This window comes from Mycobacterium sp. (genome assembly GCF_965230835.1).
Taxonomy (GTDB): domain Bacteria; phylum Actinomycetota; class Actinomycetes; order Mycobacteriales; family Mycobacteriaceae; genus Mycobacterium.
The window spans coordinates 4,707,703-4,733,497 of sequence record NZ_CBDDLW010000002.1; the positions used below are offsets into that span (position 1 = coordinate 4,707,703).

The 25,795-nt window shown below is 63.3% G+C and carries 23 protein-coding genes and 2 pseudogenes; 11 read left to right on the forward strand and 14 right to left on the reverse strand.

All coding sequences use genetic code 11. The features are described 5' to 3' along the window. Positions 1–45 precede the first annotated feature (45 nt). Positions 46–1,530, reverse strand: a complete 1,485-nt coding sequence (locus ACO07W_RS21510; protein ID WP_421845586.1) for an acetyl-CoA acetyltransferase — start codon at positions 1,528–1,530, stop codon at positions 46–48. A 143-nt stretch (positions 1,531–1,673) separates the two neighbouring features. Between ACO07W_RS21510 and ACO07W_RS21515 the strand changes: the two genes are divergently transcribed. After that, positions 1,674–2,807, forward strand: coding sequence for an AAA family ATPase (locus ACO07W_RS21515; RefSeq protein ID WP_421845587.1), 1,134 nt, complete (start codon positions 1,674–1,676; stop codon positions 2,805–2,807). Between the two features lie 121 nt (positions 2,808–2,928). On the opposite strand, the gene ACO07W_RS21520 is transcribed toward ACO07W_RS21515, so the two are convergent. Together ACO07W_RS21520 and ACO07W_RS21525 are read right to left on the reverse strand one after the other, a co-directional pair. After that, positions 2,929–3,528 (reverse strand): hypothetical protein, encoded by a 600-nt coding sequence (locus ACO07W_RS21520; protein ID WP_421845588.1) that lies wholly within the window; start codon positions 3,526–3,528, stop codon positions 2,929–2,931. After that, a complete protein-coding gene (locus ACO07W_RS21525; protein WP_421845589.1) occupies positions 3,525–3,821 on the reverse strand; it encodes a hypothetical protein in 297 nt (98 codons plus the stop codon). Before ACO07W_RS21525 ends, ACO07W_RS21520 begins: the two co-directional genes overlap by 4 nt. Positions 3,822–3,846: 25 nt before the next feature. On the opposite strand from ACO07W_RS21525, the gene ACO07W_RS21530 reads away from it, so the two are divergent. After that, positions 3,847–4,179 carry a hypothetical protein gene (locus ACO07W_RS21530; RefSeq protein ID WP_421845590.1) on the forward strand — a complete coding sequence of 111 codons (333 nt, stop codon included), beginning with the start codon at positions 3,847–3,849 and terminating at the stop codon, positions 4,177–4,179. 263 nt (positions 4,180–4,442) lie between these two features. Here ACO07W_RS21530 and ACO07W_RS21535 read toward each other — a convergent pair whose 3' ends face one another. Next, the gene (locus ACO07W_RS21535; RefSeq protein WP_421845591.1) at positions 4,443–5,864 is read right to left on the reverse strand and encodes an aldehyde dehydrogenase; all 1,422 of its coding nucleotides are present in this window, start codon (positions 5,862–5,864) and stop codon (positions 4,443–4,445) included. A gap of 108 nt (positions 5,865–5,972) precedes the next feature. Beyond that, positions 5,973–8,393, reverse strand: coding sequence for a CaiB/BaiF CoA transferase family protein (locus ACO07W_RS21540; RefSeq protein ID WP_421845592.1), 2,421 nt, complete (start codon positions 8,391–8,393; stop codon positions 5,973–5,975). Between the two features lie 217 nt (positions 8,394–8,610). On the opposite strand from ACO07W_RS21540, the gene ACO07W_RS21545 reads away from it, so the two are divergent. The 4 genes from ACO07W_RS21545 (at position 8,611) to ACO07W_RS21560 (ending at position 13,567) form a co-directional block, all read left to right on the forward strand. Beyond that, on the forward strand, positions 8,611–9,462 hold the full coding sequence (locus tag ACO07W_RS21545) for an SDR family oxidoreductase (protein WP_421845593.1): 852 nt from the start codon (positions 8,611–8,613) through the stop codon (positions 9,460–9,462). 43 nt (positions 9,463–9,505) lie between these two features. Further along, positions 9,506–11,923 (forward strand): phosphoketolase family protein, encoded by a 2,418-nt coding sequence (locus ACO07W_RS21550; protein WP_421845594.1) that lies wholly within the window; start codon positions 9,506–9,508, stop codon positions 11,921–11,923. Between the two features lie 76 nt (positions 11,924–11,999). Further along, entirely contained in the window at positions 12,000–12,671 is a 672-nt protein-coding gene (locus tag ACO07W_RS21555) for an MOSC domain-containing protein (protein ID WP_421845595.1), read from the forward strand. A gap of 173 nt (positions 12,672–12,844) precedes the next feature. Continuing rightward, positions 12,845–13,567: a CPBP family intramembrane glutamic endopeptidase gene (locus ACO07W_RS21560; protein WP_421846160.1), complete on the forward strand. Its 723-nt coding sequence runs from the start codon at positions 12,845–12,847 to the stop codon at positions 13,565–13,567. 3 nt (positions 13,568–13,570) lie between these two features. Here ACO07W_RS21560 and ACO07W_RS21565 read toward each other — a convergent pair whose 3' ends face one another. The 6 genes and pseudogenes from ACO07W_RS21565 to modA form a co-directional block, all read right to left on the reverse strand. Continuing rightward, entirely contained in the window at positions 13,571–14,605 is a 1,035-nt protein-coding gene (locus ACO07W_RS21565; RefSeq protein ID WP_421845596.1) for a zinc-binding alcohol dehydrogenase family protein, read from the reverse strand. A gap of 78 nt (positions 14,606–14,683) precedes the next feature. After that, a complete protein-coding gene (locus tag ACO07W_RS21570) occupies positions 14,684–14,989 on the reverse strand; it encodes a GlsB/YeaQ/YmgE family stress response membrane protein (RefSeq protein WP_421845598.1) in 306 nt (101 codons plus the stop codon). A 146-nt stretch (positions 14,990–15,135) separates the two neighbouring features. Further along, entirely contained in the window at positions 15,136–16,152 is a 1,017-nt protein-coding gene (locus tag ACO07W_RS21575; protein WP_421845599.1) for an alanine and proline-rich secreted protein Apa, read from the reverse strand. Positions 16,153–16,282: 130 nt separating this feature from the next. Further along, positions 16,283–17,404: a sulfate/molybdate ABC transporter ATP-binding protein gene (locus ACO07W_RS21580; protein WP_421845600.1), complete on the reverse strand. Its 1,122-nt coding sequence runs from the start codon at positions 17,402–17,404 to the stop codon at positions 16,283–16,285. Next, positions 17,401–18,204 carry an ABC transporter permease gene (locus ACO07W_RS21585; protein WP_421845601.1) on the reverse strand — a complete coding sequence of 268 codons (804 nt, stop codon included), beginning with the start codon at positions 18,202–18,204 and terminating at the stop codon, positions 17,401–17,403. The genes ACO07W_RS21580 and ACO07W_RS21585 overlap by 4 nt, the downstream gene beginning before the upstream one ends. A gap of 5 nt (positions 18,205–18,209) precedes the next feature. After that, positions 18,210–18,785, reverse strand: a pseudogene (gene modA / locus ACO07W_RS21590) (molybdate ABC transporter substrate-binding protein); the annotation flags it as partial. Positions 18,786–18,873: 88 nt separating this feature from the next. Here modA and ACO07W_RS21595 point away from each other — a divergent pair. Both ACO07W_RS21595 and ACO07W_RS21600 read left to right on the forward strand, forming a co-directional pair. Next, positions 18,874–20,211, forward strand: a complete 1,338-nt coding sequence (locus ACO07W_RS21595; RefSeq protein WP_421840121.1) for an IS256 family transposase — start codon at positions 18,874–18,876, stop codon at positions 20,209–20,211. Positions 20,212–20,260: 49 nt separating this feature from the next. After that, the gene (locus ACO07W_RS21600; RefSeq protein ID WP_421839996.1) at positions 20,261–21,067 is read left to right on the forward strand and encodes an SDR family NAD(P)-dependent oxidoreductase; all 807 of its coding nucleotides are present in this window, start codon (positions 20,261–20,263) and stop codon (positions 21,065–21,067) included. A 118-nt stretch (positions 21,068–21,185) separates the two neighbouring features. Here ACO07W_RS21600 and ACO07W_RS21605 read toward each other — a convergent pair whose 3' ends face one another. Further along, positions 21,186–21,428, reverse strand: a complete 243-nt coding sequence (locus ACO07W_RS21605) for a hypothetical protein (RefSeq protein WP_421845602.1) — start codon at positions 21,426–21,428, stop codon at positions 21,186–21,188. A 318-nt stretch (positions 21,429–21,746) separates the two neighbouring features. Here ACO07W_RS21605 and ACO07W_RS21610 point away from each other — a divergent pair, with 318 nt between their 5' ends. From ACO07W_RS21610 to ACO07W_RS21620, 3 genes are all read left to right on the forward strand, one after another. Further along, entirely contained in the window at positions 21,747–22,424 is a 678-nt protein-coding gene (locus tag ACO07W_RS21610; RefSeq protein WP_421845603.1) for an SDR family oxidoreductase, read from the forward strand. A 40-nt stretch (positions 22,425–22,464) separates the two neighbouring features. Beyond that, positions 22,465–23,388, forward strand: a complete 924-nt coding sequence (locus ACO07W_RS21615; RefSeq protein ID WP_421845604.1) for an LLM class F420-dependent oxidoreductase — start codon at positions 22,465–22,467, stop codon at positions 23,386–23,388. A 140-nt stretch (positions 23,389–23,528) separates the two neighbouring features. Next, entirely contained in the window at positions 23,529–24,929 is a 1,401-nt protein-coding gene (locus ACO07W_RS21620) for an NAD(P)/FAD-dependent oxidoreductase (RefSeq protein ID WP_421845605.1), read from the forward strand. Positions 24,930–25,033: 104 nt separating this feature from the next. Here the strand turns inward: ACO07W_RS21620 and ACO07W_RS21625 are convergent. Together ACO07W_RS21625 and ACO07W_RS21630 are read right to left on the reverse strand one after the other, a co-directional pair. Next, positions 25,034–25,189, reverse strand: a pseudogene (locus ACO07W_RS21625) (PE family protein); the annotation flags it as partial. A 293-nt stretch (positions 25,190–25,482) separates the two neighbouring features. Beyond that, complete coding sequence (locus ACO07W_RS21630) at positions 25,483–25,605, reverse strand: hypothetical protein (RefSeq protein ID WP_421845606.1); 123 nt, start codon at positions 25,603–25,605, stop codon at positions 25,483–25,485. Positions 25,606–25,795: the final 190 nt, after the last annotated feature.

Here is a 25,795-nt window from a genome sequence, read left to right on the forward strand (position 1 = left end):
GCGCGACTAATCACCCGTGAACGCGACTCCCGCGTGACCGGCCAGTTACTTCAGCGTCGCCGTTCCGTCGGAGCCGACGGCTATCTTTTCGCCGGCGATATCAGCCCCCACTGTCACGTGCGCCGCGACTGGATCGGCGATCACCGCGAGCGCACGCGACCCACCTGGGGCGCGGACCGCCAGGAAGGCTTTCTCTGGTTGTCCTTCCCGGTCAAAGGCGGTGGTCCAGGACTCGACGGTGCCAGTACCTTGCCACTCGAGCAACGCCTCGCGCGTCGGCTCTCGATCCACCACGGCTTGCAGGTCTTCGCAGCGGAAAATCGACGGCGGTTCGGTGCCGTAGACACCGAAGCTGTGCTTGGTCAGGTAGCCGCCGTTGGCGGTGATCAAGCCGCGCCGGCCAGGGTTTGCCACCAGCAATTCCGCCATCGTCGCAATTGAGTGCATGACGTAGTTGTTCCAGGGCCCGCCGGCGAACGTCAGTCCGCCCGTAACAGTCAGCGGACGCCGAGGGTCGTCGAGGTCCAGACCGAGCTCGGCGGCCGCAATCTGAACAGCAGACGGAAAGCATGAATACAAATCCACGAAATCGACCTCGTCGATTCCTACGCCGGCCAGTTCCAGCACCCGGAATCCAGCGATCCGAATAGCCGCAGACTGATAGAGCTCGGCACGCTCAGCGACCGCGGAGGTGTCGTGAGCGCACGTACCTGCCTGCGGGTAGACCCAGCGTTCTTCGGGAATCTTGAGATCCTTGGCTCGCGCGACGGAGGTCAATACCAAAGCGGCGCCTTGGTCAACCATGTTGTTGGAATTCATCAGCTTGGTGTAAGGCGAACTAATCAGGCGGTTCTGCGGACTGGGCCGGCAGATCTCATCTGCGGTCACCGGATTGCGAATCCAGGCGTGCGAATTTTCGATGGCCACGGCGTTGAAGCGTGCCCACAGCTCTCCGACCCGCCTGGAGTGGTCGGCTATCGATTCACCGTTGGCGATTCTCAACGCTTGCTCGAACATCGGGTACACATGCACCGGCAGATTCAGGCCGATCTTCAGCTCCGTCGCTCCGGCCATCGGCACGTCGTCGTCGGTCACCCGCGGCATAGGGACCGTCTCGTCCTGAACCGTCCACTTGAGTTTGCTGCCCTTAGCCTTCAGCCCCGTTCGGGTGCGCCAGGTTTCGGCACCGGAAAGCAACACCACGCCGACGCGTCCCTCTTGGATGTCCAGACATGCCTGGTTTACCAGCATCTGCGGCATGTTCCCGCCAACGCCGCTGTAATGACTGTCGAAACGGCGGGCTCTGAGACGCTCGCCAAGCAACTGGCCGGGATTACGATAGTGCGCGGACAACATGTGAACCACGCGGATCGAGTCCACCGCCTCAAGCACGTGGCTATCGGCGGCTTGCCGGGCCGCGGCGACCATAAGGTCGACGGGTTCGACGGGCTGTGTTTGCGGGTTGATCTCGTCGTGGTGGTTTACCTGGCCGTAGCCGACGAGTACCGGCGTCCTGGGATCGACGGGCATAGATCGAACCTAGCGCCCACCCGAAGTCTGTGCGGATTATGCGGCGTGCAGCTGGCGCGCCGGAGAACAGGCGCACAGTTTCGAGCCGACTGCTCATGCTGCAGAAGATCTCCGCGTCGAGCAGTGTGGCTATCTTGGGTTGCGTGCTGACCAAGTTGGCCATCGAGAACTACCGGTCGATTCGACGGCTGGTGACACCGCTGTCGCAACTAAACGTGGTAACCGGGTCCAACGGGACTGGAAAATCCAGCTTGTACCGGGCGTTGCGCCTGCTAGGCGACGCCTCCCGCAACGGCGCGGTGGCTGCTTTGGCCCGCGAGGGCGGGTTGTCCTCGACGTTGTGGGCGGGGGCGAGAACAAAGACCAAAACCGTCATGCTGCGACTGGGATTTGCCGCTGACGATTTCGGCTATGCGGTGGACTTCGGGATTCCTCAACCCACCTCCTCGGCATTTGGGCTGGACCCCGAGATCAAGCGGGAAGCGCTATGGGCCGGCCCGCAGCTACGGCCGGCCGCCCTGCTCGTCGAGCGCGGCGGCCCTCACGCGCGGGTCCGCAACGTCGACGGGCAGTGGGATATACACAGTCATACGCTGCAACCGTTCGACAGCATGCTCAGCGAGCTCGCCGATCCCCGGCGGGCGCCAGAACTGTTGATGCTCCGGGATCGGGTACGGTCGTGGCGGTTTTATGACCATCTGCGCACTGACGTCGACGCACCCGCACGTCACGTCCAGATCGGGACCCGGACGGTGGTCCTTGCCTCCGATGGCGTGGATCTTGCCGCCGCGCTGCAAACCATCCGCGAGATCGGTTCTGCAGACGATCTTGACGAATCTGTCGAGCAAGCCTTCCCGGGAAGCCGCGTCGAGGTCGTCCGCACCACCGCCGGGCATTTTGAGATTGCGTTCCATCAGCATGGGCTGCGCCGTCCGCTCACGGGTGCAGAACTTTCGGACGGCACGCTCCGCTATCTGTTCTGGGTGGCGGCATTGCTGACGCCTCGGCCACCTGGACTGTTGGTCTTAAACGAACCGGAGACCAGTCTGCATCCCGACTTACTGCCAGCGCTGGCGCATCTCGTCGCCAAAGCGGCGAATACCACGCAGGTCATCGCAGTCACTCATTCGGGGCCATTCCTGACTGCTTTGGAAGCCGGCTCAGAACAGGCCGGGGTCAATCTGCAGATGATCGAATTGGTGAAAACAACGGGTGCCACAGCCATTGCGGGCCAACGCCTCTTGGATGAACCGCCGTGGACGTGGCCGGCTCGCTAAATCGCCACATTCGCAGCCTTTGCCCGCGTTTGTACGGCGGCTGCTCGCGCCCGAATTGGAGCGCGCCGCCGAAGCCGAAGAACCCGTCGATCATGGTGGCAGTGCTGGCAATCCATCCTGTTTAGGGCGCCAACCGGTCGCATAACGCGTCCATCGTGCCGGACGCATTCTTCGCAATCTCCTGAGCGTCGGAACTAACCTTGTTGAAGCTCGCGTAGAAAGTGCCCAGCGCATGTAGCGCTTTGGCTGCGGCAGTGACAGCGTTGGTGAGAATTTGCGTGGTACCAGGTGCTACCTGGAGAGAATCCCCAGCCTGGTTGTAAAGGGCTCCCGCCCTTTGGACGGCGGCTGCCCATTCCGGGTTGGAGCGAACAGCCGGATCGACTATTGTCATCCCCTTCGGAATCACGCCCTGCACTGTCGACGCCAAAGAGATAAGCCGCGAAGCCTCTGCCCGTTTTTGGCAAGTCCGATGGTCCGCCTTTTCGACAGGTAGCCGCGCCGGCGAGATAGGCGTGCGCGGTGCTGCGGTCACCGTCACGTGTGCGAGAGCCGTAGGTGCTGACGCGCTCGTTGTGTCGAGGGCCTTGGCCGTGACCACTGCGGCGGTGATAGTTGCCGCTACCGCACCGACGACGCCAGCTGCGACCAGTACGGGCCAGCGCCGCCGTTCAGCCGGAGGTCGAGGCGGCGGCGGGAGATCCACGTGGTTTTGGGTCATCGGCACAGCCGGTCGAGGGCGCGCCGCTCTGCCTGGTAGACCTCGACAGCGCTGCCGGTGACCGGGTCAAATGTCTTGTATGCCTCGCTGAGCGTGCGCAGCGAGCTGACCGTGGTGTCGGCGACCTGAGCCAGCATCAGGCTGGTGCCAGGTGCAATTTGCGCTGCGAAGTTGTCGGCGGCCTGGCCGTACAACTGGCTGGCCCGCATCACGCCGGCCTTCCAAGCCGGGTTGCCTTGCACAGCGGGATCCAGAACCGTCATCCCCTTGGGTATAACGCTCTGCGCCACCACCGCGGCGTTATACAGAGTGTCGGTCGTGCCCCAGGCGTGGCATGTCTGTTTGTCGGCTTCAACTGTGGACAGTGGCGCCGGCGGCGTCGATGGTGCGGCGGTGACCGTGACGATTTGCGGCGCTGCCGACGCCGCGACGGTAACGGCTGGTTCTGGGGTGACGGCCAACGTGACCGCGGTGGTAATGATGCCGGCAACCGCCGCACTCGCACCGAGCGACGCGGTGATCGCAGGCCAACGTCGCTGGTTCTGCCGCGGCTCCGGCAGAGGATACGACGGCCACGTCGGGGCGGCCGGTGGCGGCGGCACCATCGACATCGTGAAACTCCTGATCAGATGTGGGACGCGCCGGTGCTGATCGTGTTAGGTCAAGACCGGCGGGGATTGGAAGAACTCTGCACCGCCGCCCGCTTGGTCACCCACATGGTGTCGGTCGCGTCTACCTTAACCCGCACAGCGCTTGTTCCCACCATGCCGGGGTGGCATCAAAATTCGACGTCCTGGGCCGCGAAGCGGGCAAGGATCGGCGGAGCGGCGCCAAACAGCCAGGGCGCTCCTTTGTCCTGCGATGTTTGGCCATGTCCCGTCCAATGACGTCACAGGAACTATGGCCGGCAGCTACTACGACGACTCATTCGCTGCGTTCTCTGCCGGGGCTGGACCAGTCCGGAAGATCGATTTCAGTGTGCGGTAGGACTCGAGCCCTTCGGGCCCCAGTTCGCGCCCGATCCCGCTGGCTTTGATGCCACCGAACGGCGCACGCATGTCAAGCTGGTAGTCGTTGATCCCAATCGAGCCGGTGCGTACCGCCCGCGCAATGTTGGTGGCCCGGTCACTATCGGCGGACCAAACGGTACCGGCGAGACCGAACTCGCTGTCGTTGGCAATGGCGATCGCCTCAGCGTCGGTCTGGTATTCGCTGATCGTCAGCACCGGACCAAAGATTTCCTCGCGGGCCAAACGATCTGCGTTGTCGACATCGGCGAACACCGTCGGCGACACAAACCAGCCCCGCGGCTGATCCTCGGGAACGGAGCCTCCCGCGATCAACTTCGCACCGCTCCCCTTCCCCACACTGATGTAGTTCAGCACCCGGTCACGCTGCCGAGAGCTGACCACGGGGCCGACCTCCGTGCCTGGGTCCAGCGGATCACCAACTGCCAAGCTGTCGGCTAGCGCCGCGACCGCGTCGACGATCTCGTGGTAACGGGATCTCGGGGCCAGGATGCGGGAGCTCAAGTAGCAGGTCTGCCCATTGTTGATGAAAGACGCGCTGCGCAGCCCGCGCATGGTCGCTTCGAGGTCAGCGTCATCGAGGATGATCGCAGCCGACTTGCCGCCAAGTTCCAGGGTGACCGGGCGCAGCAGCCGGCCGCATACTTCGGCCACCCCGCGCCCGGTCGCCGTCGAACCGGTGAAAGCAACCTTGTCGACGCCGGGGTGTGCTACTAGATAGGCTCCGACTGCCGGGCCGCCGGATACCACGTTGAACACTCCGGAAGGTAGACCAGCGTCGACCGCAGCTTCGGCAAAGACCAGCGCGTCGAGCGCGGTTTCGGGCGCCGACTTGAGCACCACGGTGCAACCCGCAGCCAAGGCCGGTGCGATTTTCATGGCGGCCAGTGCTTGCGGATAATTCCACGGAATCACCGCGCCAACTACTCCGACAGCTTCCTTCCGGACGATCGTGTGCCCGGTCAGACCGGGCCGAACCTCTTCGACGGGCGCGTCGGTGATCAGTTGGGCGTAGTACCGCAGCAGAGCTGACGGAAACGCGCCGTTGGCACCCCGAGACAGCGAGATCGGCATACCGTTCTCCCGGGTAACCAGTTCGCTGGTGGTTTGCGCCCGCGATTTCAGTTTCTCGGCCATATCGATGAGAATCCCGGAGCGATATCCCGGTGAGCTGTCCCGCCACCCTGGCAAAGCGCGACGCGCCGCAGCTACCGCCACGTCGATGTCTGATTCGGCGACACAAGCCCCAGCGCCGAGCGGTTCCCCGGTGGCTGCCTCCAGCACTGGTTCGGCGTTATCCGCGGTCAAGAAGCGACCGTCGGCAAAAAACCGTGCGGACGAAGATGCCAAAGTTGACGACGGCGAAGATGTCACGGATATGCCTTTCGTATCAACCGTTATCCCCTGACCGCGATGCTAGGCGCTGCGGTCGGGTCCGAAAAGCACTCCGTCGTCGAAGGACCGCTCGATCTCCTGGGTGTTCATCCCGAGCAGCTCTCGCCAGATCTCACGGGTGTCCTGACCAGCCTGCGGCGCGGGGCGCTGTGGCGCCGGTGGAATATGGCGAAATGGCGCGGGTCCGGTCTCTGCCGGAAGCATGCGGTCGATGAGAGGATGCGCCATGTCGCGATACAGCTTTCTCTCAATGAGCTGCGGGTCTTCGAGGATGTCGGGTGGACGATTCATCGGACCGGCCGGAACCCCCGCCAGCTGCAGCGTCTCGGCCGCCTGCACTGGGTCACGAGTGCTGGTCCAGCTCGACAGAAGCCCTACGAGCTCCGCCCGGTTGGCCGCACGCGACTCGCCGGTGGCAAACCGCGGATCGTCGGCAAGATCGGGCTGGTCTAAAACAGCGGTCGCACAACGCCAGTCGTCATCCGAACGAATCGAGACAACGCACCATTCGTCGTCGCCGGCGCACGGGTAGACGCCGTGCACGCTGGTGTCGGCACAAACCTCAGCGCCACTGGCCACGGTAGCCTCGGTGACGAACAAGGTGTCCAGCTGGTTGACGACGACCTCGGCCTGGGAGATATGAACGTGGGCACCGCGACCGGTTCGGTACCGACGGATCAGAGCAGCTAACGCCAAGACGGCGCCGATGCGCCCGACCACATGATCGGGGAAGACTGTCGTCGCGTCGTAGAACGCGTGGCGCGAGTTGTTCAAGCGAGGTTCCTCGGACGTCCATACCCGAGTGACGCCGGTAGCCGCGCGCACCAAAGGTCCGTAGCCCAAGCGGGCGCTCCACGGCCCGCTGTTGCCGAAAGCACTACTCCCAGCGAGCACCAGGCGCGGGTTGAGCGCGTGTAACGTGTCGTAGGAAAAGCCTAGTGCAGCAAGGGTTCCTGGCCTAAAGTTGGCGAATACGGCGTCCGCTTCGGCGACCAGGCGAGCGAAGATCTCCTTGCCTTCCGGGTTGCGTAAATCCAGGCCTAATCCAAGGTGATTGCGATGGGTCCACGCAAATGACTCACTCATTGCATCGCCGACACGGGCCTGCCGCAGCCCGTCGGGGTATTTGGCACTTTCGACCTTGATTACCTCGGCCCCCATATCGCCGAACAGCCGGCTCAGCTCGCCGCCAGCAACGATGATGCCCAGGTCGAGGATGCGCAGACCTTCGAACGGCTGACACAGACAGCTGCCGACCCCGTTGGCCAGAGCCGGCGCCGGCGCCGGATCGGTGAGCCAGCGTGGCTCGTCCTGCCCGACAGCGGGCGCCGGTGTGCGGTAGCCAGAGCGCTTGCCGTCGACAACGAAATATCCGGTGGGCACCCTGGCGCGCACCCCTGGGGCGAGCTCGGCGTCGCTGATCGCACTGACCTTCTGAAAATGCTCCGAGGCCAGGATTCGCGGCGGTGTCAGCACGGCGGCGATCGGCACCCCGTGCTCTTGCCCTGCGACCACCAATTCCTGCATAGTCCGGTCGGCGAACAACGCCGACACCAACACACTGATCTCGGGCCACGCGGCGAAACGCTCACCGATGACGTCGTAGCTAGGGTCCTGAAATGCTTCTGGCTCCCCTAGCCAGCGGCGCAGGCCCCGCCACTGCCGCGGCGACATCACGCAGAGCCGTACGTAGCCGTCCTTGCACGGATAGATCGGGTACGCGTCCTGGTTTTTTGGCCTCCCCCGCCATCGCTCACTGCTGCGGATACCGGCAGCGACCTGCCCGTGCGCCCCAAACGCCGGATCCAACGCCATGACAACGGCGTCAAACCGGGAGAAATCGATGTAATCTCCTATGCCACAGCGTAATCGGTGGTAGTAGGCGACGAGCACCGCCCAGGTCGCCTGCACCGCAGCAGTTGCCGAAGCGATACCATCGGGAGGTAGCACCGGCGTGCCGATGGTGGGGCCGGACCTCGACAACGAACCAGACATCGCGTACAGCACAGGATCGGTCGCGCGCCACCACGACCGCGGTCCTGTTGCCCCGAAGTCGGTGATCGACAACGCCACCAGGTGCTGATAGCGATCGGCCAACTGAGCGCAGGATGTCCCGTAGGCGGCGGCCTGCCCAGGGCAGTCTCTGTCGACAATGATGTCTGCGCTGGCTGCGAGATCGATCAGCCGGCGACGATCGCCCTCGTCACGCGGGTTGAGCACCACGCTGCGTTTGTTCGCGTTGTGCACGGCAAACGGGATGCTGGTACCGGAAATCGTGGGCAACTGCTCGCGTCCGAGGCTGCCACCCGGGGGTTCCACCTTGAGAACGTCGGCACCTAGATCAGCTAGCAGGCGCGTCACCGTGTCCGTGTCCCCGCCAGTGACGCCACCAGACATGTCCAGTACCCGCACCGCATCAAGTAGCCGGTCGTCGTCGGACATTAATACACCGTACTAAACCACTGGCTGGAAATGCGCGTCACGCCGTGCTAAAAGGCTTGGAGTGCCGTCTTTTTCAGCTGCCATCTGAACAGCCATGGGTTGTTCCGGACCAGCCGACAAGTAACAGTTGCCGAGCCTATTGCCTCGCAAGACTTCGAGTGCTGAGCTGAGCAAAGCGCAAATACTCAGCCCTGCCATCACCGGAGAAGGGACGACAATGGCGGACACGACATCAATCGGCGTTAAGGTTCGGGGCAAGGTCATCGTCATCACCGGGGGTGCGCGCGGCATAGGTTTGGCCACAGCGACCGCGCTGCACAGTTTAGGCGCCAAGGTCGCCATAGGCGACGTTGACGAGGTGACGGTGAAGGAGTCCGGTACCGATCTCGGCCTCGATGTCTACGGCAAACTCGACGTTACCGAGCCGGATTCGTTTTCGGACTTCCTCGACACCGTCGAACGCCGACTTGGCGCGATCGACGTGCTGATCAACAATGCCGGCGTCATGCCCGTCGGCCGGATTGTGGACGAGCCGGACGCCGTCACCCGGCGAATTCTGGACATCAACGTCTATGGCGTGATTCTGGGCAGCAAGCTGGCGGTGCGGCGAATGGTTCCACGCGGACAAGGACATGTCATCAACGTCGCCTCACTTGCCGGGGAGATCTATGCGGCCGGTCTGGCGACCTACTGTGCCAGCAAGCACGCGGTGGTCGGGTTCACTGACTCAGCCAGACTTGAGTACCGCCGAACTGGCGTGAAGTTCTCGATGGTGTTGCCGACATTCGTGAACACCGAACTCTCCGCGGGGACCAGCGGGGTCAAAGGCTTAAAGAACGCCGAGCCCGCCGACATTGCTGGTGCGATCGTGAAGCTGATCGCCCGCCCGAAGCCGCAGGTGCGGGTAACCAAGGCGGCAGGCGCGATGGTGGTGTTGCAGAAGTTCATGCCGCGCCAAGTTTCTGAACGTCTCAACCGAATGCTCGGCGCCGAGCATGTGTTCACCGACGGCGTCGACGTCGAAAAACGCAGAGCGTACGAGGCGCGGGCTCGCGGTGAACAGTACTAGCCCCGCTGGGCGGTGTTGGTCGAAAGCGCGGAGAATCAGACAGATGAGTTCATCCCCCAGCTCCCCCACGGCTGCGACTTCGATCCTTCCCACGACGCTGTCCGACGACGAACTCACCCTCATCGACGCGTACTGGCGAGCGGCCAACTACCTTTCTGCCGGGCAGATCTACTTGCTGGATAACCCGTTACTGACCGAGCCCCTGAAGGCTGAGCACGTCAAACCCCGACTGTTAGGGCATTGGGGCACCACCCCGGGGCTAAACATCATCTACGCCCACCTCAACCGCATCATCCGCAACCGCGACACCAACGTTCTCTATGTCACCGGCCCCGGCCACGGCGGTCCTGGATTGGTTGCCAACGCCTATCTCGAGGGCACCTACAGTGAGGTGTACACCGGTATCGAAGAGAATGCCGAGGGGTTGCGGAAGCTATTCCGGCAGTTTTCATTTCCCGGCGGAATCCCCAGCCATGTCGCCGCCCAGACTCCCGGCTCTATTCACGAAGGCGGCGAACTCGGTTACGCGTTGGTACACGCTTACGGCGCCGCGTTCGACAACCCTGATCTGGTAGTGGCCTGCGTGATCGGCGACGGCGAAGCCGAGACTGGGCCGCTCGCCGGTAGCTGGCACTCGAACAAGTTTCTCAACCCGGTCACCGACGGCGCGGTATTGCCGATTTTGCACCTCAACGGGTACAAGATCGCTAATCCGACGGTGCTGGCCCGTATCCCACATGCCGAGCTCGAATCGCTGCTGAGCGGCTACGGGTACCGACCTATTACGGTCGCCGGCGACGACCCGGTCATCGTCCACCAGCAGCTCGCTGCCGCGCTCGACGACGCGTTCGAGGACATAGCCGCAATTCAGGACGCGGCGCGCGGGGGTGGCGTGACAGCGCGGCCGGCGTGGCCGATGATCGTATTGCGCACCCCCAAGGGCTGGACTGGACCCAAGATAGTTGACGGCCAGCACGTGGAAGGCACCTGGCGGGCTCACCAGGTTCCCCTTGCCGGTACACGCGACAACGCCACACACCGCGCCCAACTTGAGGAGTGGCTGCGCAGCTACCGCCCGCACGAATTGTTCGACGACCGCGGCGGGCTTCGCTCCGAGCTACGTGCTCTTGCACCACGCGGCGATCGCCGGATGAGCGCCAATCCACACGCGAACGGCGGGCGGATTCTGCACGACTTGGATCTGCCGGACTTCCGTGACTATGGGATAGCGGTCTCAAAACCGGCCACGACAATCCATGAGGCCACCCGGGTGTTGGGAACCTTCCTCCGCGATGTGATTGCCCGCAACCCCGATCGGTTCCGCCTCATGGGCCCCGATGAGACCGCGTCCAACCGCCTGTCCGCTGTTTTGGAGTCGACCGACAAGGTCTGGCTTTCGGAAACGGTGCCCGACGATGAGCACCTCGCCGCAGACGGCCGGGTGATGGAGGTGTTGTCCGAGCATCTGTGTCAGGGCTGGCTGGAAGGCTACCTGCTGACCGGAAGGCACGGCTTGTTCAACTGCTACGAAGCCTTCGTGCACATCGTCGACTCGATGTTCAACCAGCACGCCAAATGGCTATCCACAAGCCGCGAACTGCCGTGGCGGCAACCGATTGCGTCGCTGAACTACTTGCTGAGCTCTCATGTTTGGCGGCAGGACCACAATGGCGCCTCGCACCAAGATCCAGGGTTTATCGACTTGGTCGCGAACAAGCGCGCCGAGGTTGTGCGGGTGTATCTGCCACCAGATGGCAATACTTTGTTGTCGGTGACGGATCACTGCCTGCGCAGCCGCGACTACGTCAATGTCATCGTTGCCGGTAAGCAGCCGGCGCTGTCCTACCTCGGCGTGGCTGATGCGATCGCGCACTGCACCCGCGGTCTTGGGATCTGGCAGTGGGCTAGCTCGGCTGTATCCGAGCCCGACGTGGTGCTCACCTGCGCCGGCGACATCCCAACACTGGAAACCCTGGCTGCGGCCGACATCCTCCGGCGGGAACTGCCTGACCTTCAGGTGCGGGTCATCAATGTGGTCGACCTCATGCGCCTGCAACCGAACTCGGAGCACCCGCACGGCTTGCCAGACAGCGAGTTCGACGCGTTGTTCACTCGTGATAAGCCGATCATCTTCGCCTACCACGGCTACCCGTGGCTGATCCACCGGCTTACCTATCGCCGCACCAATCACGCCGAAATGCATGTGCGCGGATTCAAGGAGCGCGGCACCACCACTACACCATTCGACATGGTGATGCTCAACGATTTGGACCGCTTCCACTTGGTGATGGACGTGATAGACCGGGTAGAGGGACTCTCCGACAGAGCCGGGCTGCTTCGTCAGCGAATGGTCGACGCCCGGCTCGCCGCCCGCCGGTACACGCGCGAGCATGGCGAAGACGATCCGCAGATCGCCGGCTGGACTTGGGAGTCGAGCGAGCGGAACGAACGCAGTACGTGACGGGAGCAAGACGACCCAACCAACCCACAAGTCGAGCGAGCGGAGAGATGCGGTGAGCCACAGCAACGATGCAACTATGTCGGTGTTGTCTGTCAACGTGGCCCGGCTCCGAGCAAACCCTGATCGCCGCGCGCAGCCGAAATTGAGCGGCATCGACAAAACGGGGGCACCCGGTGCGGTCATGGTGCGTGCGCCAGGGCCGATGAAGGATGGCCTAGGCAGCGGACTGGTCGGCGACGCAATCGGCAACCAAAAGGTCCACGGCGGCGACGATCAGGCCGTCTACGCATATGCGCGAGAAGACCTCGACGAATGGGAAGTTCAACTCGAGCGAACACTCACCGACGGAATGTTCGGTGAGAATCTGACGACCTCGGGAATGGATGTCACTGGCGCGCGCATCGGTGAGCGCTGGCATATCGGCAGCGACGGCTTGGTGCTAGAAGTCTCCGCACCGCGCATACCGTGCCGGACATTCGCAGCATTTTTGAATGTCAACCAGTGGGTAAAGACCTTCACGCAGGCTGGCAAACCGGGCGCTTACCTGCGGGTGACCTCGCCCGGAACGGTGCGCGCCGGCGACCCGATCACGATCGACTATCGCCCCAACCACAATGTGACTATCGAGCTGGCGTTTCGCGCTCGAATGACTGAGCCCGAGCTGCTTAGCCAACTCTTGCAGGCCGACGCTCTCTCAGCCGAGCTCAAGACCTACGCCCGCCGTAGGCTCGCATCGAACGATGCGTGAGCCGCGCCTGGGGGCGGCCCACTAGGCGCCAGGTACCTCGGGCATACCGGTGGCGGTCAGTGCCGACCGACCGGCTCGGTTTTCGACGGACTAGTCCGCGACGACAGGTAGACTCAGCGACGATGTCTGCCGCGGCCACCTGCACCCAGGAAGCAGGCTGTCCTGATTCGCTGATGTCGCAGCTCTCGGCGTTGCACCGGTTTCGAATCCAGGTTGACATCGCCGTTGTTGTCGTCGTGCTGGTGCTAACCAACCTGATCGCACACTTCACTACGCCGTGGGCGAGCATCGCCACTGTCCCCGCTGCCGCAGTCGGATTGGTGATTCTGGTCCGATTCAGTGGTCTGGGCTGGGCAGATCTCGGTCTGGGCCAGGAACACTGGAAATCCGGGCTAGGTTATGCGTTGGCTGCCGTGGCCGTTGTGATATCGGTAATTGGGGTCGGTGTGCTGCTGCCGATGACTCGGCCGCTGTTCATGAACAATCACTACGCCACGGTGTCCGGTGCCCTGATCGCCTCGATGGTCATCATTCCGTTGCAGACGGTTATCCCCGAGGAGCTGGCCTTCCGCGGCGTGCTGCACGGCGCGCTGAATCGGGCGTGGGGATTTCGCGGTGCGGCCATGGCAGGGTCATTGCTGTTCGGGCTTTGGCACATCGCGACTTCGTTGGGCCTGACCAGCAATAACGTCGGATTCACGCGGCTGTTCGGCGGAGGGATTGTCGGAATGCTGGCCGGGGTGACGCTAGCCGTGTTGGCTACCGGGGCGGCCGGGTTCGTGTTCAGCTGGCTGCGACGGCGCAGCGGCAGCTTGATTGCACCGATCGCGCTGCATTGGTCGCTGAACGGGTTGGGCGCGTTGGCGGCTGCGGTGGTTTGGCACCTGTCGACCTGAGCATCACACGAGCAGAACTGCGGCGCCGGCGATACGACCGGCACTGAGGTCAGCTAGAGCACTGTCGGCTTGTCCGAGAAGGTATTCCGGCGTAGTGACCTCAATATGATGCTGAGCCGCGAAGTCGAGAAAGGCACGCGCATCCGCTCGGGTGTTCGACGTGACCGAGCGGACTTGACGCTCTTGGAACAAGTGCTGCTGGTAGTTAAGGCGCGGAATATCGGTCAGATGAATCCCGGCAACCGCCAACGTACCTCCGCGGTCGAGGGCCGCCAGCGCGGGCAACACCAAATCTCCGACCGGGGCGAACAGGATCGCGGCATCGAGAGGAACCGGCGGCGGGTCCGCGGCGCCCTGTGCCGATGCAGCACCAAGTTCCAGCGCCAGCTCGCGCGCCCTGGCGCCTCGAGTCATCACGTGCAGCTCAGCTCCCTGCGCCAGCGCGACTTGCGCGGTGATGTGGGCGCTGCCACCGAACCCGTAGAGACCCAGGCGGCCGCGGGGCGGCAACTCGGCGCGCGACAAGCTTCGGTACCCGATGATGCCCGCGCACAGCAACGGCGCAAGCTCGCTGTCGCTGTATCCGCTCGGCAGGCGATGCGCGAAAGCTGCCGGTACCGTGGCAAATTCAGCATATCCGCCATCTGCGTCCCAACCGGTGTAGCGAGACTCCGGACACAGGTTCTCACTGCCGCGACGGCAATACCGGCACACACCGCAGGTGTGGCGAAGCCAGGCAATGCCAACCCGATCGCCAATACTGAACTCTTCGCCGGGGGGCATGGACACGTCGGCGCCTACCTCGACGACCTCTCCCACCACCTCGTGCCCAGGCGTGACGTGGTTACGGCGGACGGCGAGGTCTCCCTCGGTGACGTGCAGGTCGGTGCGACACACTCCGCACGCATGCACCGCGACCAACAGCTCAGCCGGCCCCGGCCGCGGCACCGCGGTGACAACCCGCTCCAGCGGGGCGGTGTGCATCGGGCCCGGCTGACGCACCCGCCACGCGCTCATCGTGGTCGCTTCTGAGACCATCACTCCATCATGCCGCCAGCGGCGACCGGCCGCCCTATTTGTCGTCGATTTGCAAGAGCCGCAACGGGTTCAGAAGAGCTAAGTCTTGCGCACCTTGCCCAGCACCCAGAGCAACACGATCGCCCCAGCCAATGCGATGAAGAACGTGAACCAGTACCCGCCACTATTGACGTCGACATCCAGGAGGTTAAGAGTCAAACCGGCGCCAAATGCGCCGACAACCCCGATGACAATGTTCATCAAGATGCCCGAGCCACCACCCTTAACAACCTTGCTTGCGACCCAGCCCGCGATACCGCCAATAATGATGTAACCAATCCAACCAACACCAGTCTTGCCGTCGAGGTTCAGAGCGAGAAAATCTGTAGCCGCCATGACGTCCATATGGACCTCCCTGTGGTTGCTGGAAAAGTCCAGCGCAGATGCTGGGCCATGGTTTCGGTATACACGATCTGCATAACAAATTGAGCGCCGATCGATACCCGTCGGGCTACTGCAGTCGCACTATCCCAGCAAATACAGGGTTGCCGTCAGGCCTGTCGAGTCTGTTGCGGCGCCTGTGGCGGGGCCGGAGCGATCCCCGCTGCTGGCGCGGGAGCTGCCGGAGCGGGCGCCGCCGGGGGCGGCGGGGGCGGCGGTAAACCCGGGGGCGGCGGGGGCGGCGGCAAACCCGGAGCCGGCGGCGGAGCCGGCGCGGGCGGTGGGGCGGCTAAAGGTCGGATCGATTCGGCCAACGCCTTCGCCGCCGCCTTATCGACCTGGTCGTTGGCCGTCCCGAGCCATACCACGAACCATCGCTGCGGAGGAGCTGTGTCGGTGCTCGTCGCTGGCGAGCCAATGACGCCCGTCCAGATTTGGCCGTTCGGCTTGCTCGGATCGCTGAACTTGACCTCATAGTATGAGGCGCTACCCGACAATCCGTTGGCGTTGAGCGGAGTGGTTTCCTGGTTGATCCGTGTGCCCGGATACGGCATGAAGAACTCACCCATGTCCGAGCCCAGCCGGACCGCGGCCTTGGGGTTGCTGGCTTCCGCACTGGCGTACAGCTTTTGGTCTAACCGGCCGAGCACGACACGGGTGTCGTTAGCGACTGGCGGCGGCTGTCCCGGGAAAGGCGGCGGCCCAGTCATCTTGCTGAGCAGCGCGGAACCGTAGTCCAGGTGCGACGCGTCCGACTCCACCCAACCGGGGGGAACGACGAAGCTGAATCCACCAACGGCATTGTCAACTCGGCCCGGCTCAGGCGCGTTGGGGTCTGCTGGCGGTGGTGGCGGCGCGTTGGGATCTGCCGGCGGTGGTGGCGGCGCGTTGGGATCTGCCGGCGGTGGTGGCGGCGCGTTGGGATCTGCCGGCGGTGGTGGCGGCGCGTTGGGATCCGCCGGCGGTGGTGGCGGCGCGTTCGTGGCTGGCGGGGGCACAGGCGCCGGATCAGCGTTGGCAATCGCCGGCAACGCAACGGTGACAACGCTTGCGCTGGCCAGGATGGCGATCGCCAGCGTCGTCCGCAATCGTTTGCGGCCTGTTGAGTTCTGGTCCACCTGATGCATGGCGACAACCTACCGTGTTACGGCCGTGACGCAAGGACGGCGTGCTGACGATATACCGAGGTTTTACGTTAGCCCGCCCTGCTACCGCGCCTATCAGAGACCGTTGCTCGGCAATACGCACACGGCCGACCTACGTTTTGCCGGGTAGCTGTGGTGCTTGGTGAAGCGCCACCTCATGGGCCTTGACGCTGAACCACACCCGCGCACCCGGTACCAACCGCAGCTCGGCGGCGGCATCAACAGTGATGCTTGCGGCCAGGCCAGGTGCGCCATCGAGCTGATCTTGGCCACGTACTAGAACTGTCGGTCCGCGGGTATCCAACTCCGCCACAGTCACCTCGACGGTATTACGCGGGCTTCCGTGCGGCCGCGCGGAATGTACCGCCACCGCCGTGGGCGGGAATACCGCGATTGCTGCCTGCCCTTCGGCAAGCGTGCCGGCACATTGCTGGGCTGGGTTGGGGTACCAGTTTTCACCGGACTCGGTGCGCAGCGACCGATCGGGACCAAGTGTCCCGTTGACGAGGTTGACCCCGGCAATGCGAGCTCCGAAGTGACTGCGAGGTGCGGTGAGCACCGTGGGCACCGGGCCGATCTCAGCGATCTTTCCCGACTCGAGCACCAGTACGCGATCAGCAAGTGTCAGCACATCCAGTAGGTCGTGGGTTACCAGAATCGCCGCACAGTCGCTCCGGGCGACAACGCCTCGCAACACCGCGCGAATGGCCGCGGCCGCGGCCACATCAAGACCCGCCAGCGGCTCATCAAGGAGCAATACATCGGGTTCAGCCGCAAGGGCGCGCGCAATCGCCACCCGCTGCGCCTGCCCACCCGATAGCTGACCGGGTTTGCGGTTGGCAACCTGCTCGGCGCCCACCTGACGCAGCCAACGCCGCGCCGATTCGCTCTCCTGCCCGCGCCCGAAACAGAACGGCCGACGACGACGGCGCGGACCGAAGATCACATTGGCGAGGACGCTCATATGCGGAAACAGCAAAGGGTCTTGGAGCAGCAGCCCGACCCTGCGGTCGTGCGCGGCAACATGCACTCCCCCCGCGGTGTCAGTCAGTACGCGATCTCCCCAACGCACGACACCGACATCGGGCTGGACCAGCCCGGCGATGACATGAAGCGCGGTCGACTTGCCCGCGCCGTTCGGTCCGAGTACCGCGATAACCTCGCCCCTAGACACCGAGAATTCCACGTCCAGCAGACGATCAGCGACGACCGCGCGAACATACAACTCGCTCATCGCCGGCTACCCGCACCGGTGCTGTTCAGTGTGCGTGCGCCCAGCCCCAACACCACCAACGCCGCCACTACCACGAGCAAGATCGACAATGCCACCGCCGCGTCCGCGTCGGTCACCCTCTGCAGGTAGATCTCCAGCGGCAGTGTGCGGGTAACCCCCTGCCGGGAGCCGGCAAAGGTCAGTGTCGCGCCAAACTCACCGAGCGAGCGGGCGAACGCCAACACCGCGCCGGAAGAGATGCCCGGTAGCAGTAGCGGCACAGTGACTCGCCACCACACCGTTCCCGGCCGCGCACCAAGAGTTGCCGCAACCATTTCGTAGCCTGCTCCCGCGGTGCGGGCAGCACCCTCGATGGATATCACCAGAAACGGCAGCGAGACGAAGGTTTGCGCCAATACCACAGCGGTAGTGCTAAAGGCGATGCTGATACCAGCGGCTTGCAGATAGCGCCCAAGCAATCCGAATCGGCCGAATGCGTAGAGCAACGCAATGCCACCCACCACGGGCGGCAACACCAGCGGCAGCAGGATCAGCGGCCTGAGCAGACCTACCAGCCGCGCTTTGCTGCGAGCCAGCACCAAGGCCATCGGAACGCCCAACAGCACGCACAGCGCCGTGCTCACCGCGGCGGTCTTCAGGCTCAGCGATAGTGCCGCCTTCGAGGAGGGGCTCGTGATCAACGACCAGAAATGCGGCCAATCGACCTTAAGCGCAACCGCCACCAGGGGCAGCACCACCAAAATCATGCCCATCGCGGCGGGGATATAAACCCAGCGCGGCAGATCCGTCGGCCGGTACACGGCCGTCAGGGTCTGCCGAATCCCGACTGGTCCAGGATCTTCTGCCCCGTTTCAGCCGTCACCATGGCCACAAACTTCCGCGCTAGCGCAACGTGGGTGGCGCTCTTCAGGATCGCTATGGGATAAACATTCACCGCATCAGACGCCTCGGGAAAGGTAATGGTCGCCACGTCGTTGTTGGCGCTGAGCGCGTCAGTGACATAGACGAGGCCGCCGTCTGCTTGCCCAGTGCTGATCTTGTTAAGGACGTCGGTCACGCTGAGCTCCTCACTGACGGGTTTGAGCTGGACTCCGGTGGCTTCTTCGATGCGCTGAGTTGCCGCGCCGCACGGCACTGACTGTTGACAGACCACCACGCTGAGCCCAGGTTGGGTGAGGTCGGCGAACGATGCAATTTTCTTCGGATTTCCCGGCGCGGTGACGATCACCAGCGTGTTTGAGGCAAAACTTGTCGAATTTCCGGCGAGCAAATCCGCCTTGGCGACGATATCCATCTGCGCAGTGTCCGCGGAGGCGAAGACGTCGGCGGTCGCGCCTTGGGTCAGCTGCGTAGCCAACTCCGAAGAACCCTCGAAATCGAAGGTCGTGTCCGGGATCCGGTGTAAATAGGGAGCACGCGCGTAGGTTCCGCTTCACGACCTGCAAGTCTGCGAAGAAGGAGTCACGCCCGTGCCTGTCCGCGTATCAGCGACCGACCGTATCCGCACCAAAATCGACGCCCTGTTCGCCGAGGATCGGGAACTGCCTGAAATCCTTGAAGAAATCGCCCGCCTCGGCGCCCAGCTACTGATGCAGGCGGCCCTGGAGGCTGAGGTCACCGAGTTCCTCGGTCGTGAACGCTACCAACGTACCGCCGCCTGTGCCGACGCTAACGGCGGTTCGCGCAACGGATATCGGCCGGTGACCATCAAGACCACCACAGGTGCGGTCACCTTGGAGCGGCCGAAACTGCGTGGCACCATGCAAGCGTTCGCCTCTCGGCTGTTCGGTAAGCATGTGACGAAAACCAACGCCCTGGAAACGCTGGTGATCGCCTCGTTCATCCGCGGCCTGTCCGTCCGGGATGTCAAGGCCACCCTCGCTGAAGCGCTCGGCGATCAGGCGGCGATCTCCAAGTCCGCGGTTTCGGAAGTCTGTAAGGCGATCCGGGCCGAATACCAGGCGTGGGCTCGTCGCCCACTCGGTGAGATCGCTCTGGACTACCTGTTTTTGGACGCCAGTTTCTTTCGGATGCATCCCGGGTCGCCGGCCGAGCCTGTGCTCGCCGCCTGGGGCGTCACCACCGAGGGCAAACCCGTGTTCGTCGGATTGTCACCCGGGACCGGAGAGTCCACCGACGCGTGGTCCGACTTCCTGACCGACCTGCGCGAACGCGGTCTTGCCACTCCGCTGCTGATCGTCTCTGACGGCGCCAAGGGACTGATCGCAGCCATCGAACAAATCTACCCAAAAGCGTTGCGCCAGAGATGTCTTATTCATCGCCTTCGCAACGTGCTTGCGAAGATCCCCACCGGGATGCAAGTCGAGGTCCGTGACGGATACTGGGCGATTTTTGATACCACCGGCCTGGGTATCGAGCCGGGACCGCAGCTGGTTGAGATCGTCGACAAGCGGATCGAGGCGTTCGCCGCTAAATACTCCGACCTCTACCCGGCGGCTATGCGGATCCTGCTCACCGACAAAGCAGGGCTGACCGCCTATCTGCGGTTTCCGGTTGAACACCATGGCCGCGTTCGGCACTCAAATTTCATTGAGCGCTCCTTTGGAGAAACTAAGCGACGGACCAAGGTCATTGGCCGATTCCCCGGCGAGACCAGCGCCATCAGCCTGGTGTGGGCCGTGCTCGACCGCGCCTCGGCCGGTTGGCGCGGCCTCACCATGACACCGGTCGGCACCCGACTGCTGCAAGACCTACGCCGATCCCTGCTCGACTCACCCCGCCAACTGCGACCGCCTCAAAGTCAAGCACCTACCGGCCAGGCAGATCCCGTCTCCGCCACGGCGTAGCGAGGCGCACGCACGCGTGACGACGCCCACCCGGTCCCAGTAAGGGGAGGTGAGGGAAACCGTTTGCCACGGCGGCGTGGCCGTGGTCGATAGCCTGCACAATGTGGATCTGAATGGGATGACAGCGGTGGTGACCGGCGCAGCTAGTGGCATCGGGCGCGCGTTGGCGCATGCACTGGCCGACCGTGGAGCCAACCTCGTGCTCGCCGACATCGACACCGTCACATTGAGCGAAGTTTCGCAGTCACTGGGGGCACAAGCGGTTCCCACTGACGTTGCCATGCCGGATGCGGTCGAATCGCTCGCTGAAGCCGCCGGCGACGCCCGGGTCGTGTGCCTGAACGCCGGAATCACCGGTAGGAGCTTTGGTGCTCCGTGGGAAGTGGCCGCTCCTGACTGGAACAGGGTGTTCGCGGTCAACGTCGGTGGCGTTGTCAACGGCTTGCGTGCGTTCGTACCCAGACTGCTGGCCGCGAACCAGCCCGCGCACATCCTGATCACCGGCTCATTGGCTGGGGTGCTGACCTTTCCCAGCGGCGGCGCTTACGGACCCTCCAAGCACGCCGTCGTGGCCGTGGCCGAACACACCGCGCTGGCACTGGCCGACACGCCGATCGGCGTGAGCATGATCTGCCCCGCCCTGGTCTCGACAGGCATGTCCACCGACGGCATCGACCCCGCCGAGGTCGCTGCACAGGCGCTGGCCACTATCGACCGCGGAATCTTCGCTGCGGTCCCACCCGACTGGCAGCGCACCCTCATCACCGCGGCATCGCGTCGCGCCACTGGTCAGCGTCCCGAATCGCCTGCGGTCGCCACCTCGACCACGCAGAAACAACCACCAGCGCCCTCATAGCCCAAACATCGCCGGCGCACGAACCACGACCGGCCCGTACAACCCCCAACCCGCGAATCGACCTGCCGCCGAACCAGACGCCCGTATGCTAACAGCGGAGCGAAACTGGCCCTGCCTTTTACACCGGCATCTGGACGCAGCCGAAATCGAATTCGATACTTGCGCCGGGGTTATCGGTCCTGAACAGAACACCGAGCTGAGTGAACGCGGGCTTCAGCGAAGCCGCAGCGAACACCACAACCGGCCCGGAGACTCGCGATGGTTGGGCGGGCCGAGAAGAGGCTGCGTCGGAGTTGCACGCCGCCGAACCCATGGCCAGAATCGGCGCCACCAACGCTGCCAGCAGACCGACTCGACGCATGGGTCAAACCTATCCCTGCGACAATGTTCGAAACCGAGATGGGTAATCCTGGTCCGGCCAAAGCCGAGGAAAACGGCTCAACCTGATTTGTGACGCACGATTAGGTCTCCAAAGCACCTTCTGGCCGTAGCGGTACAGAATTTCGCCGAATTGCTACTGTCCAGTAACATCTACCAGGATTGACGCCATACGGCGCTTAGATCCCAGGCAACGACGCTGTCGTATGCGAACATCAGAACAGGGCCTAATGTGCTCGACGGCGGCATAACCGCTGGTAAGCCGGCAAGGCCTGGGTTCAACGTTGAACACGAGGAGGTCATGGCAATGGAGGTTGTGGTCACCGGCGGGGATACCGATCTGGGGCGCACTGTAGCCGAAGGCTTTCGCGACGATGGTCACAAAGTCACGCTGGTGGGAGCTCGCCGCGGCGACCTCGAGGTGGTCGCCAAGGAACTCGACGTGGATGCGATCGTCTGCGACACCAATGACCCGGCCAGCCTGACCGAGGCACGGAGATCGTTCCCACACCACTTGGACACTATTGTCAACGTTCCCGCGCCGTCGTGGGACGCCGGCGACCCCCGCACCTACTCGTTGTCCGACTCAGCCAATGCATGGCGTACGGCGCTCGACGCGACGGTCCTCTCGGTGGTGCTTACGGTGCAGTCCATAGGTGATCACCTGCGCTCCGGCGGCTCAATTATCAGCGTGGTGGCCGAAAACCCGCCAGCGGGTAGCGCTGACGCCTCAATTAAGGCCGCTCTTTCGAGCTGGGTTGCCGGGCAGGCGGATATTTTCGGCACTCGCGGCATTACGGTAAATGCCGTAGCGTGCGGGCGCAGCGTGCAGGCCGGATACGACGGCCTCTCCCGGACACCGGTATCGGTCGCTGCGGAGATTGCAAAACTGGCGCTATTCCTCACCACCCCCGCGGCTCGCCACATAACCGGACAAACTCTGCACGTCAGCCACGGCGCGCTGGCTCACTTCGGCTGATTCCCTTTCGCTTTCCGCAGCGATCGATACGGTAGACGGCGTGGCTATTCGGCTGGGTCTGCAGATCCCCAGCTTCTCCTATGGGACCGGCGTGGAAAATCTCTTTCCGTCGGTCATCTCCCAGGCGCAAGAGGCCGAAGCGGCCGGCTACGACTCGCTCTTCGTGATGGACCATTTCTACCAGTTGCCGATGTTGGGTACGCCCGATCAGCCGATGCTAGAGGCCTACACCGCCCTGGGAGCGCTGGCCACCGCGACCGAACGCATCCAGCTGGGCACGTTGGTGACAGGAAATACCTACCGCAACCCGACCCTGCTCGGCAAAATCATTACAACCCTTGACGTGGTCAGCGCCGGTCGGGCGATTCTCGGTATCGGGGCCGGATGGTTCGAGCTCGAACACCAGCAGCTGGGCTTCGAATTCGGTACCTTCACCGACCGGTTCAACCGGCTCGAAGAGGCACTGCAAATCCTCAGCCCGATGATCAAGGGTGAGCGTCCGACATTCTCCGGTAAGTGGTACACAACCGAATCCGCGGTAGCTGAGCCGCGCTATCGCGACCACATCCCGATCATGATCGGCGGCGGCGGCGAGAAGAAGACCTTCGCAATCGCGGCCCGCAACGCCGACCACCTCAACATCGTCGCGGCCCTCGACGAGTTGCCGCGAAAACTCGCGGCGTTAACTGCCCGCTGCGAAGAGGCCGGACGAGACCCTTCCACGCTAGAGACCAGCCTGATGCTGACGATAATCATCGACGAGAACGTCACCCCGGACGCCCTTCCCGCGGAGGTCGGTGGTCGCGTGGTGATAGGCAGCCCAGCACACATTGCCGCCCAAGTTCAATCCCGCGTGCTCGACGCCGGTGTCGATAGCTTGATCATCAACCTTGCCGCGCACGGCCACACTCCGGGGGTCATCACCACTGCCGGTGCGGCGCTACGCCCGTTACTCGACATGTAGCCGCCGGTTGCGCTCGGCAACGCAGCCGGATGTGGCTGATTGCACATGCCCCTGCCTGGGCTTGGAGGGGTCGAGTTGACTACCGTGGTAGTTAAATTGAATCGCCGTCAATAGGATCCCTTTATAGGAGCAGCGGAAACATGAATGCCCAGCCAGAACCCACAGTTGGATCCGGCCGTCGGCATCGAGTTGTCATCATCGGATCTGGATTCGGCGGCCTCAATGCGGCAAAGAAACTCAAGCGAGCAGACGTCGACATCAAGCTGATCGCCCGTACCACCCATCACCTGTTTCAGCCATTGTTGTACCAGGTGGCAACGGGGATCATTTCGGAGGGAGAAATCGCTCCCGCGACCCGCGTCGTCTTGCGCAGACAACGCAACGTGCAAGTGCTGCTGGGCAATGTCACCCACATCGACCTCGCCGGCCAGCACGTCGTGTCGGAGTTACTCGGCCACACGTACCAAACACCGTACGACAGCCTTATCGTCGCAGCCGGCGCTGGCCAGTCATATTTCGGCAACGACCACTTCGCCGAATTTGCACCCGGTATGAAGTCAATCGACGACGCCCTGGAGTTGCGTGGGCGAATCTTGAGCGCGTTCGAGCAGGCTGAGCGATCAGGAGATCCTGAACGGCGAGCCAAACTGCTGACCTTCACCGTTGTCGGGGCTGGCCCCACGGGGGTCGAAATGGCCGGGCAGATCGCCGAGCTATCTGAACACACGCTGAAAGGCGCGTTTCGGCATATCGACTCGACCAAGGCGCGAGTGATCCTGCTCGACGCCGCCCCCACTGTGCTGCCACCGATGGGTGAAAAGCTGGGCAAGCGAGCGGCTGCACAGCTCACGAAACTAGGTGTGGAGATCCAGCTGAACGCGATGGTCACAGACGTCGACCGCAACGGCCTCACCGTTAAGGACTCCGACGGCAATATCCGGCGCATCGAGTCAGCCTGCAAAGTCTGGTCTGCCGGGGTCTCGGCCAGCCCGCTGGGCAAAGACTTAGCCGAGCAATCATCCGTCGAACTCGATCGGGCCGGCCGCGTTCAGGTACTGCCTGATCTGTCGATCCCCGGACATCCGAACGTGTTCGTGGTCGGCGATATGGCCGCTGTCGAGGGCGTGCCGGGGGTGGCGCAGGGCGCCATCCAGGGCGGCAAGTACGTCGCGACTGCGATCAAGGCCGAACTCGCCGGTGCTGACCCGACACAGCGCGAACCGTTCCAGTATTACGACAAGGGTTCAATGGCCACGGTTTCGCGGTTTTCAGCAGTAGTCAAGATCGGCCCGGTTGAGTTCAGTGGCTTCATCGCGTGGCTGATGTGGCTGGTGTTGCACCTCGTCTATCTTGTCGGGTTCAAGACCAAGGTCGCCACGCTGCTGTCGTGGACGGTAACCTTCATGAGCACTCGTCGCGGCCAGCTGGCCATTACCGACCAACAAGCGTTCGCGCGAACGCGCCTCGAACAGCTGGCCGAGCTGGCCGCAGAGGCGCGGGGCACCGAAGCCAGCGAAGCTGATTTGTCGACGGTTGTCTGATCCCTAGCCGCCGCCGACCAGGCCGCTTCCATGGGGGTCGGGGTTGTCGATGGCACCCGATTTGCTTGCCGCGCCGCAGGCCAGGCGTAAGACTGGGACTCCGCGGCTTGATACCGGTCCGCGGCGAACTTTGTCGCCTTGACAAACCGAGCGTGACAGCTCGCCGCTTGGGCACTAAGCCCGTCATACGCCTGGGCGTACTCAGAATGGGCCGCCACGATACCGGCCGATACCTCATCGGCGGCGCCGCAACCACGCAGGTGATTCCGGCCGCCGCCGACGCCTGTCGGACTTTAGCGAGAGATTTTTCTTCCTCTTACGGTTCGTCGGCCGCTAATTTGCACAATGCGCCACGGCAGTTGACACCCGATGCGGTGACGTCCCTGGAACTGTGATCGCCCAGGCGCTAGAGGCGATGGTCGTTGTCTGCGCGCTGAGCAACCCGGTCTGTCAGGTCGGCGGTTCGCCGACCTGAATCGGCGAGCCAGGCCGCTACGTTCACTTCACGACACGCCGACTCGACCACATACGTCACGTCTTCAAACACGAAATCTCACGAGACACGATCGCTCAGATTATTTTCCGCATTATGGCTGATGTTTTCCGCACCGCAGAGTTCGATGATTGACAGAACATCGCTGGGGAAGGGACGCGCATTTGCCATCTTTTCGCGCACAGACGCCACGGTGTCACGAAGGCACCGATTGTAGACCCGGCAGGGATGAAGCAGTTGGTCGCAGCGCCAGCCGATCGATACACCGTCCTACGTGTCGCTAAAAGGAGAATTTGGCGGCTTCTTCCCCGACTAACTGAGGCACCCGGTGACGCAGAACTGCCACACCGTGTCCGGCAAGGATCACCCTTCA

Coding starts and splice junctions, on each gene's coding strand:
- ACO07W_RS21510 (WP_421845586.1), bottom strand. CDS start 1,530: ATGCCCGTCGATCCCAGGACGCCGGTACTCGTCGGCTACGGCCAGGTA.
- ACO07W_RS21520 (WP_421845588.1), bottom strand. CDS start 3,528: ATGACCCAAAACCACGTGGATCTCCCGCCGCCGCCTCGACCTCCGGCT.
- ACO07W_RS21540 (WP_421845592.1), bottom strand. CDS start 8,393: ATGTCCGACGACGACCGGCTACTTGATGCGGTGCGGGTACTGGACATG.
- ACO07W_RS21545 (WP_421845593.1), top strand. CDS start 8,611: ATGGCGGACACGACATCAATCGGCGTTAAGGTTCGGGGCAAGGTCATC.
- ACO07W_RS21550 (WP_421845594.1), top strand. CDS start 9,506: ATGAGTTCATCCCCCAGCTCCCCCACGGCTGCGACTTCGATCCTTCCC.
- ACO07W_RS21555 (WP_421845595.1), top strand. CDS start 12,000: ATGTCGGTGTTGTCTGTCAACGTGGCCCGGCTCCGAGCAAACCCTGAT.
- ACO07W_RS21560 (WP_421846160.1), top strand. CDS start 12,845: ATGTCGCAGCTCTCGGCGTTGCACCGGTTTCGAATCCAGGTTGACATC.
- ACO07W_RS21565 (WP_421845596.1), bottom strand. CDS start 14,605: ATGGTCTCAGAAGCGACCACGATGAGCGCGTGGCGGGTGCGTCAGCCG.
- ACO07W_RS21570 (WP_421845598.1), bottom strand. CDS start 14,989: ATGGACGTCATGGCGGCTACAGATTTTCTCGCTCTGAACCTCGACGGC.
- ACO07W_RS21575 (WP_421845599.1), bottom strand. CDS start 16,152: ATGCATCAGGTGGACCAGAACTCAACAGGCCGCAAACGATTGCGGACG.
- ACO07W_RS21580 (WP_421845600.1), bottom strand. CDS start 17,404: ATGAGCGAGTTGTATGTTCGCGCGGTCGTCGCTGATCGTCTGCTGGAC.
- ACO07W_RS21605 (WP_421845602.1), bottom strand. CDS start 21,428: ATGCGTCGAGTCGGTCTGCTGGCAGCGTTGGTGGCGCCGATTCTGGCC.
- ACO07W_RS21610 (WP_421845603.1), top strand. CDS start 21,747: ATGGCAATGGAGGTTGTGGTCACCGGCGGGGATACCGATCTGGGGCGC.
- ACO07W_RS21620 (WP_421845605.1), top strand. CDS start 23,529: ATGAATGCCCAGCCAGAACCCACAGTTGGATCCGGCCGTCGGCATCGA.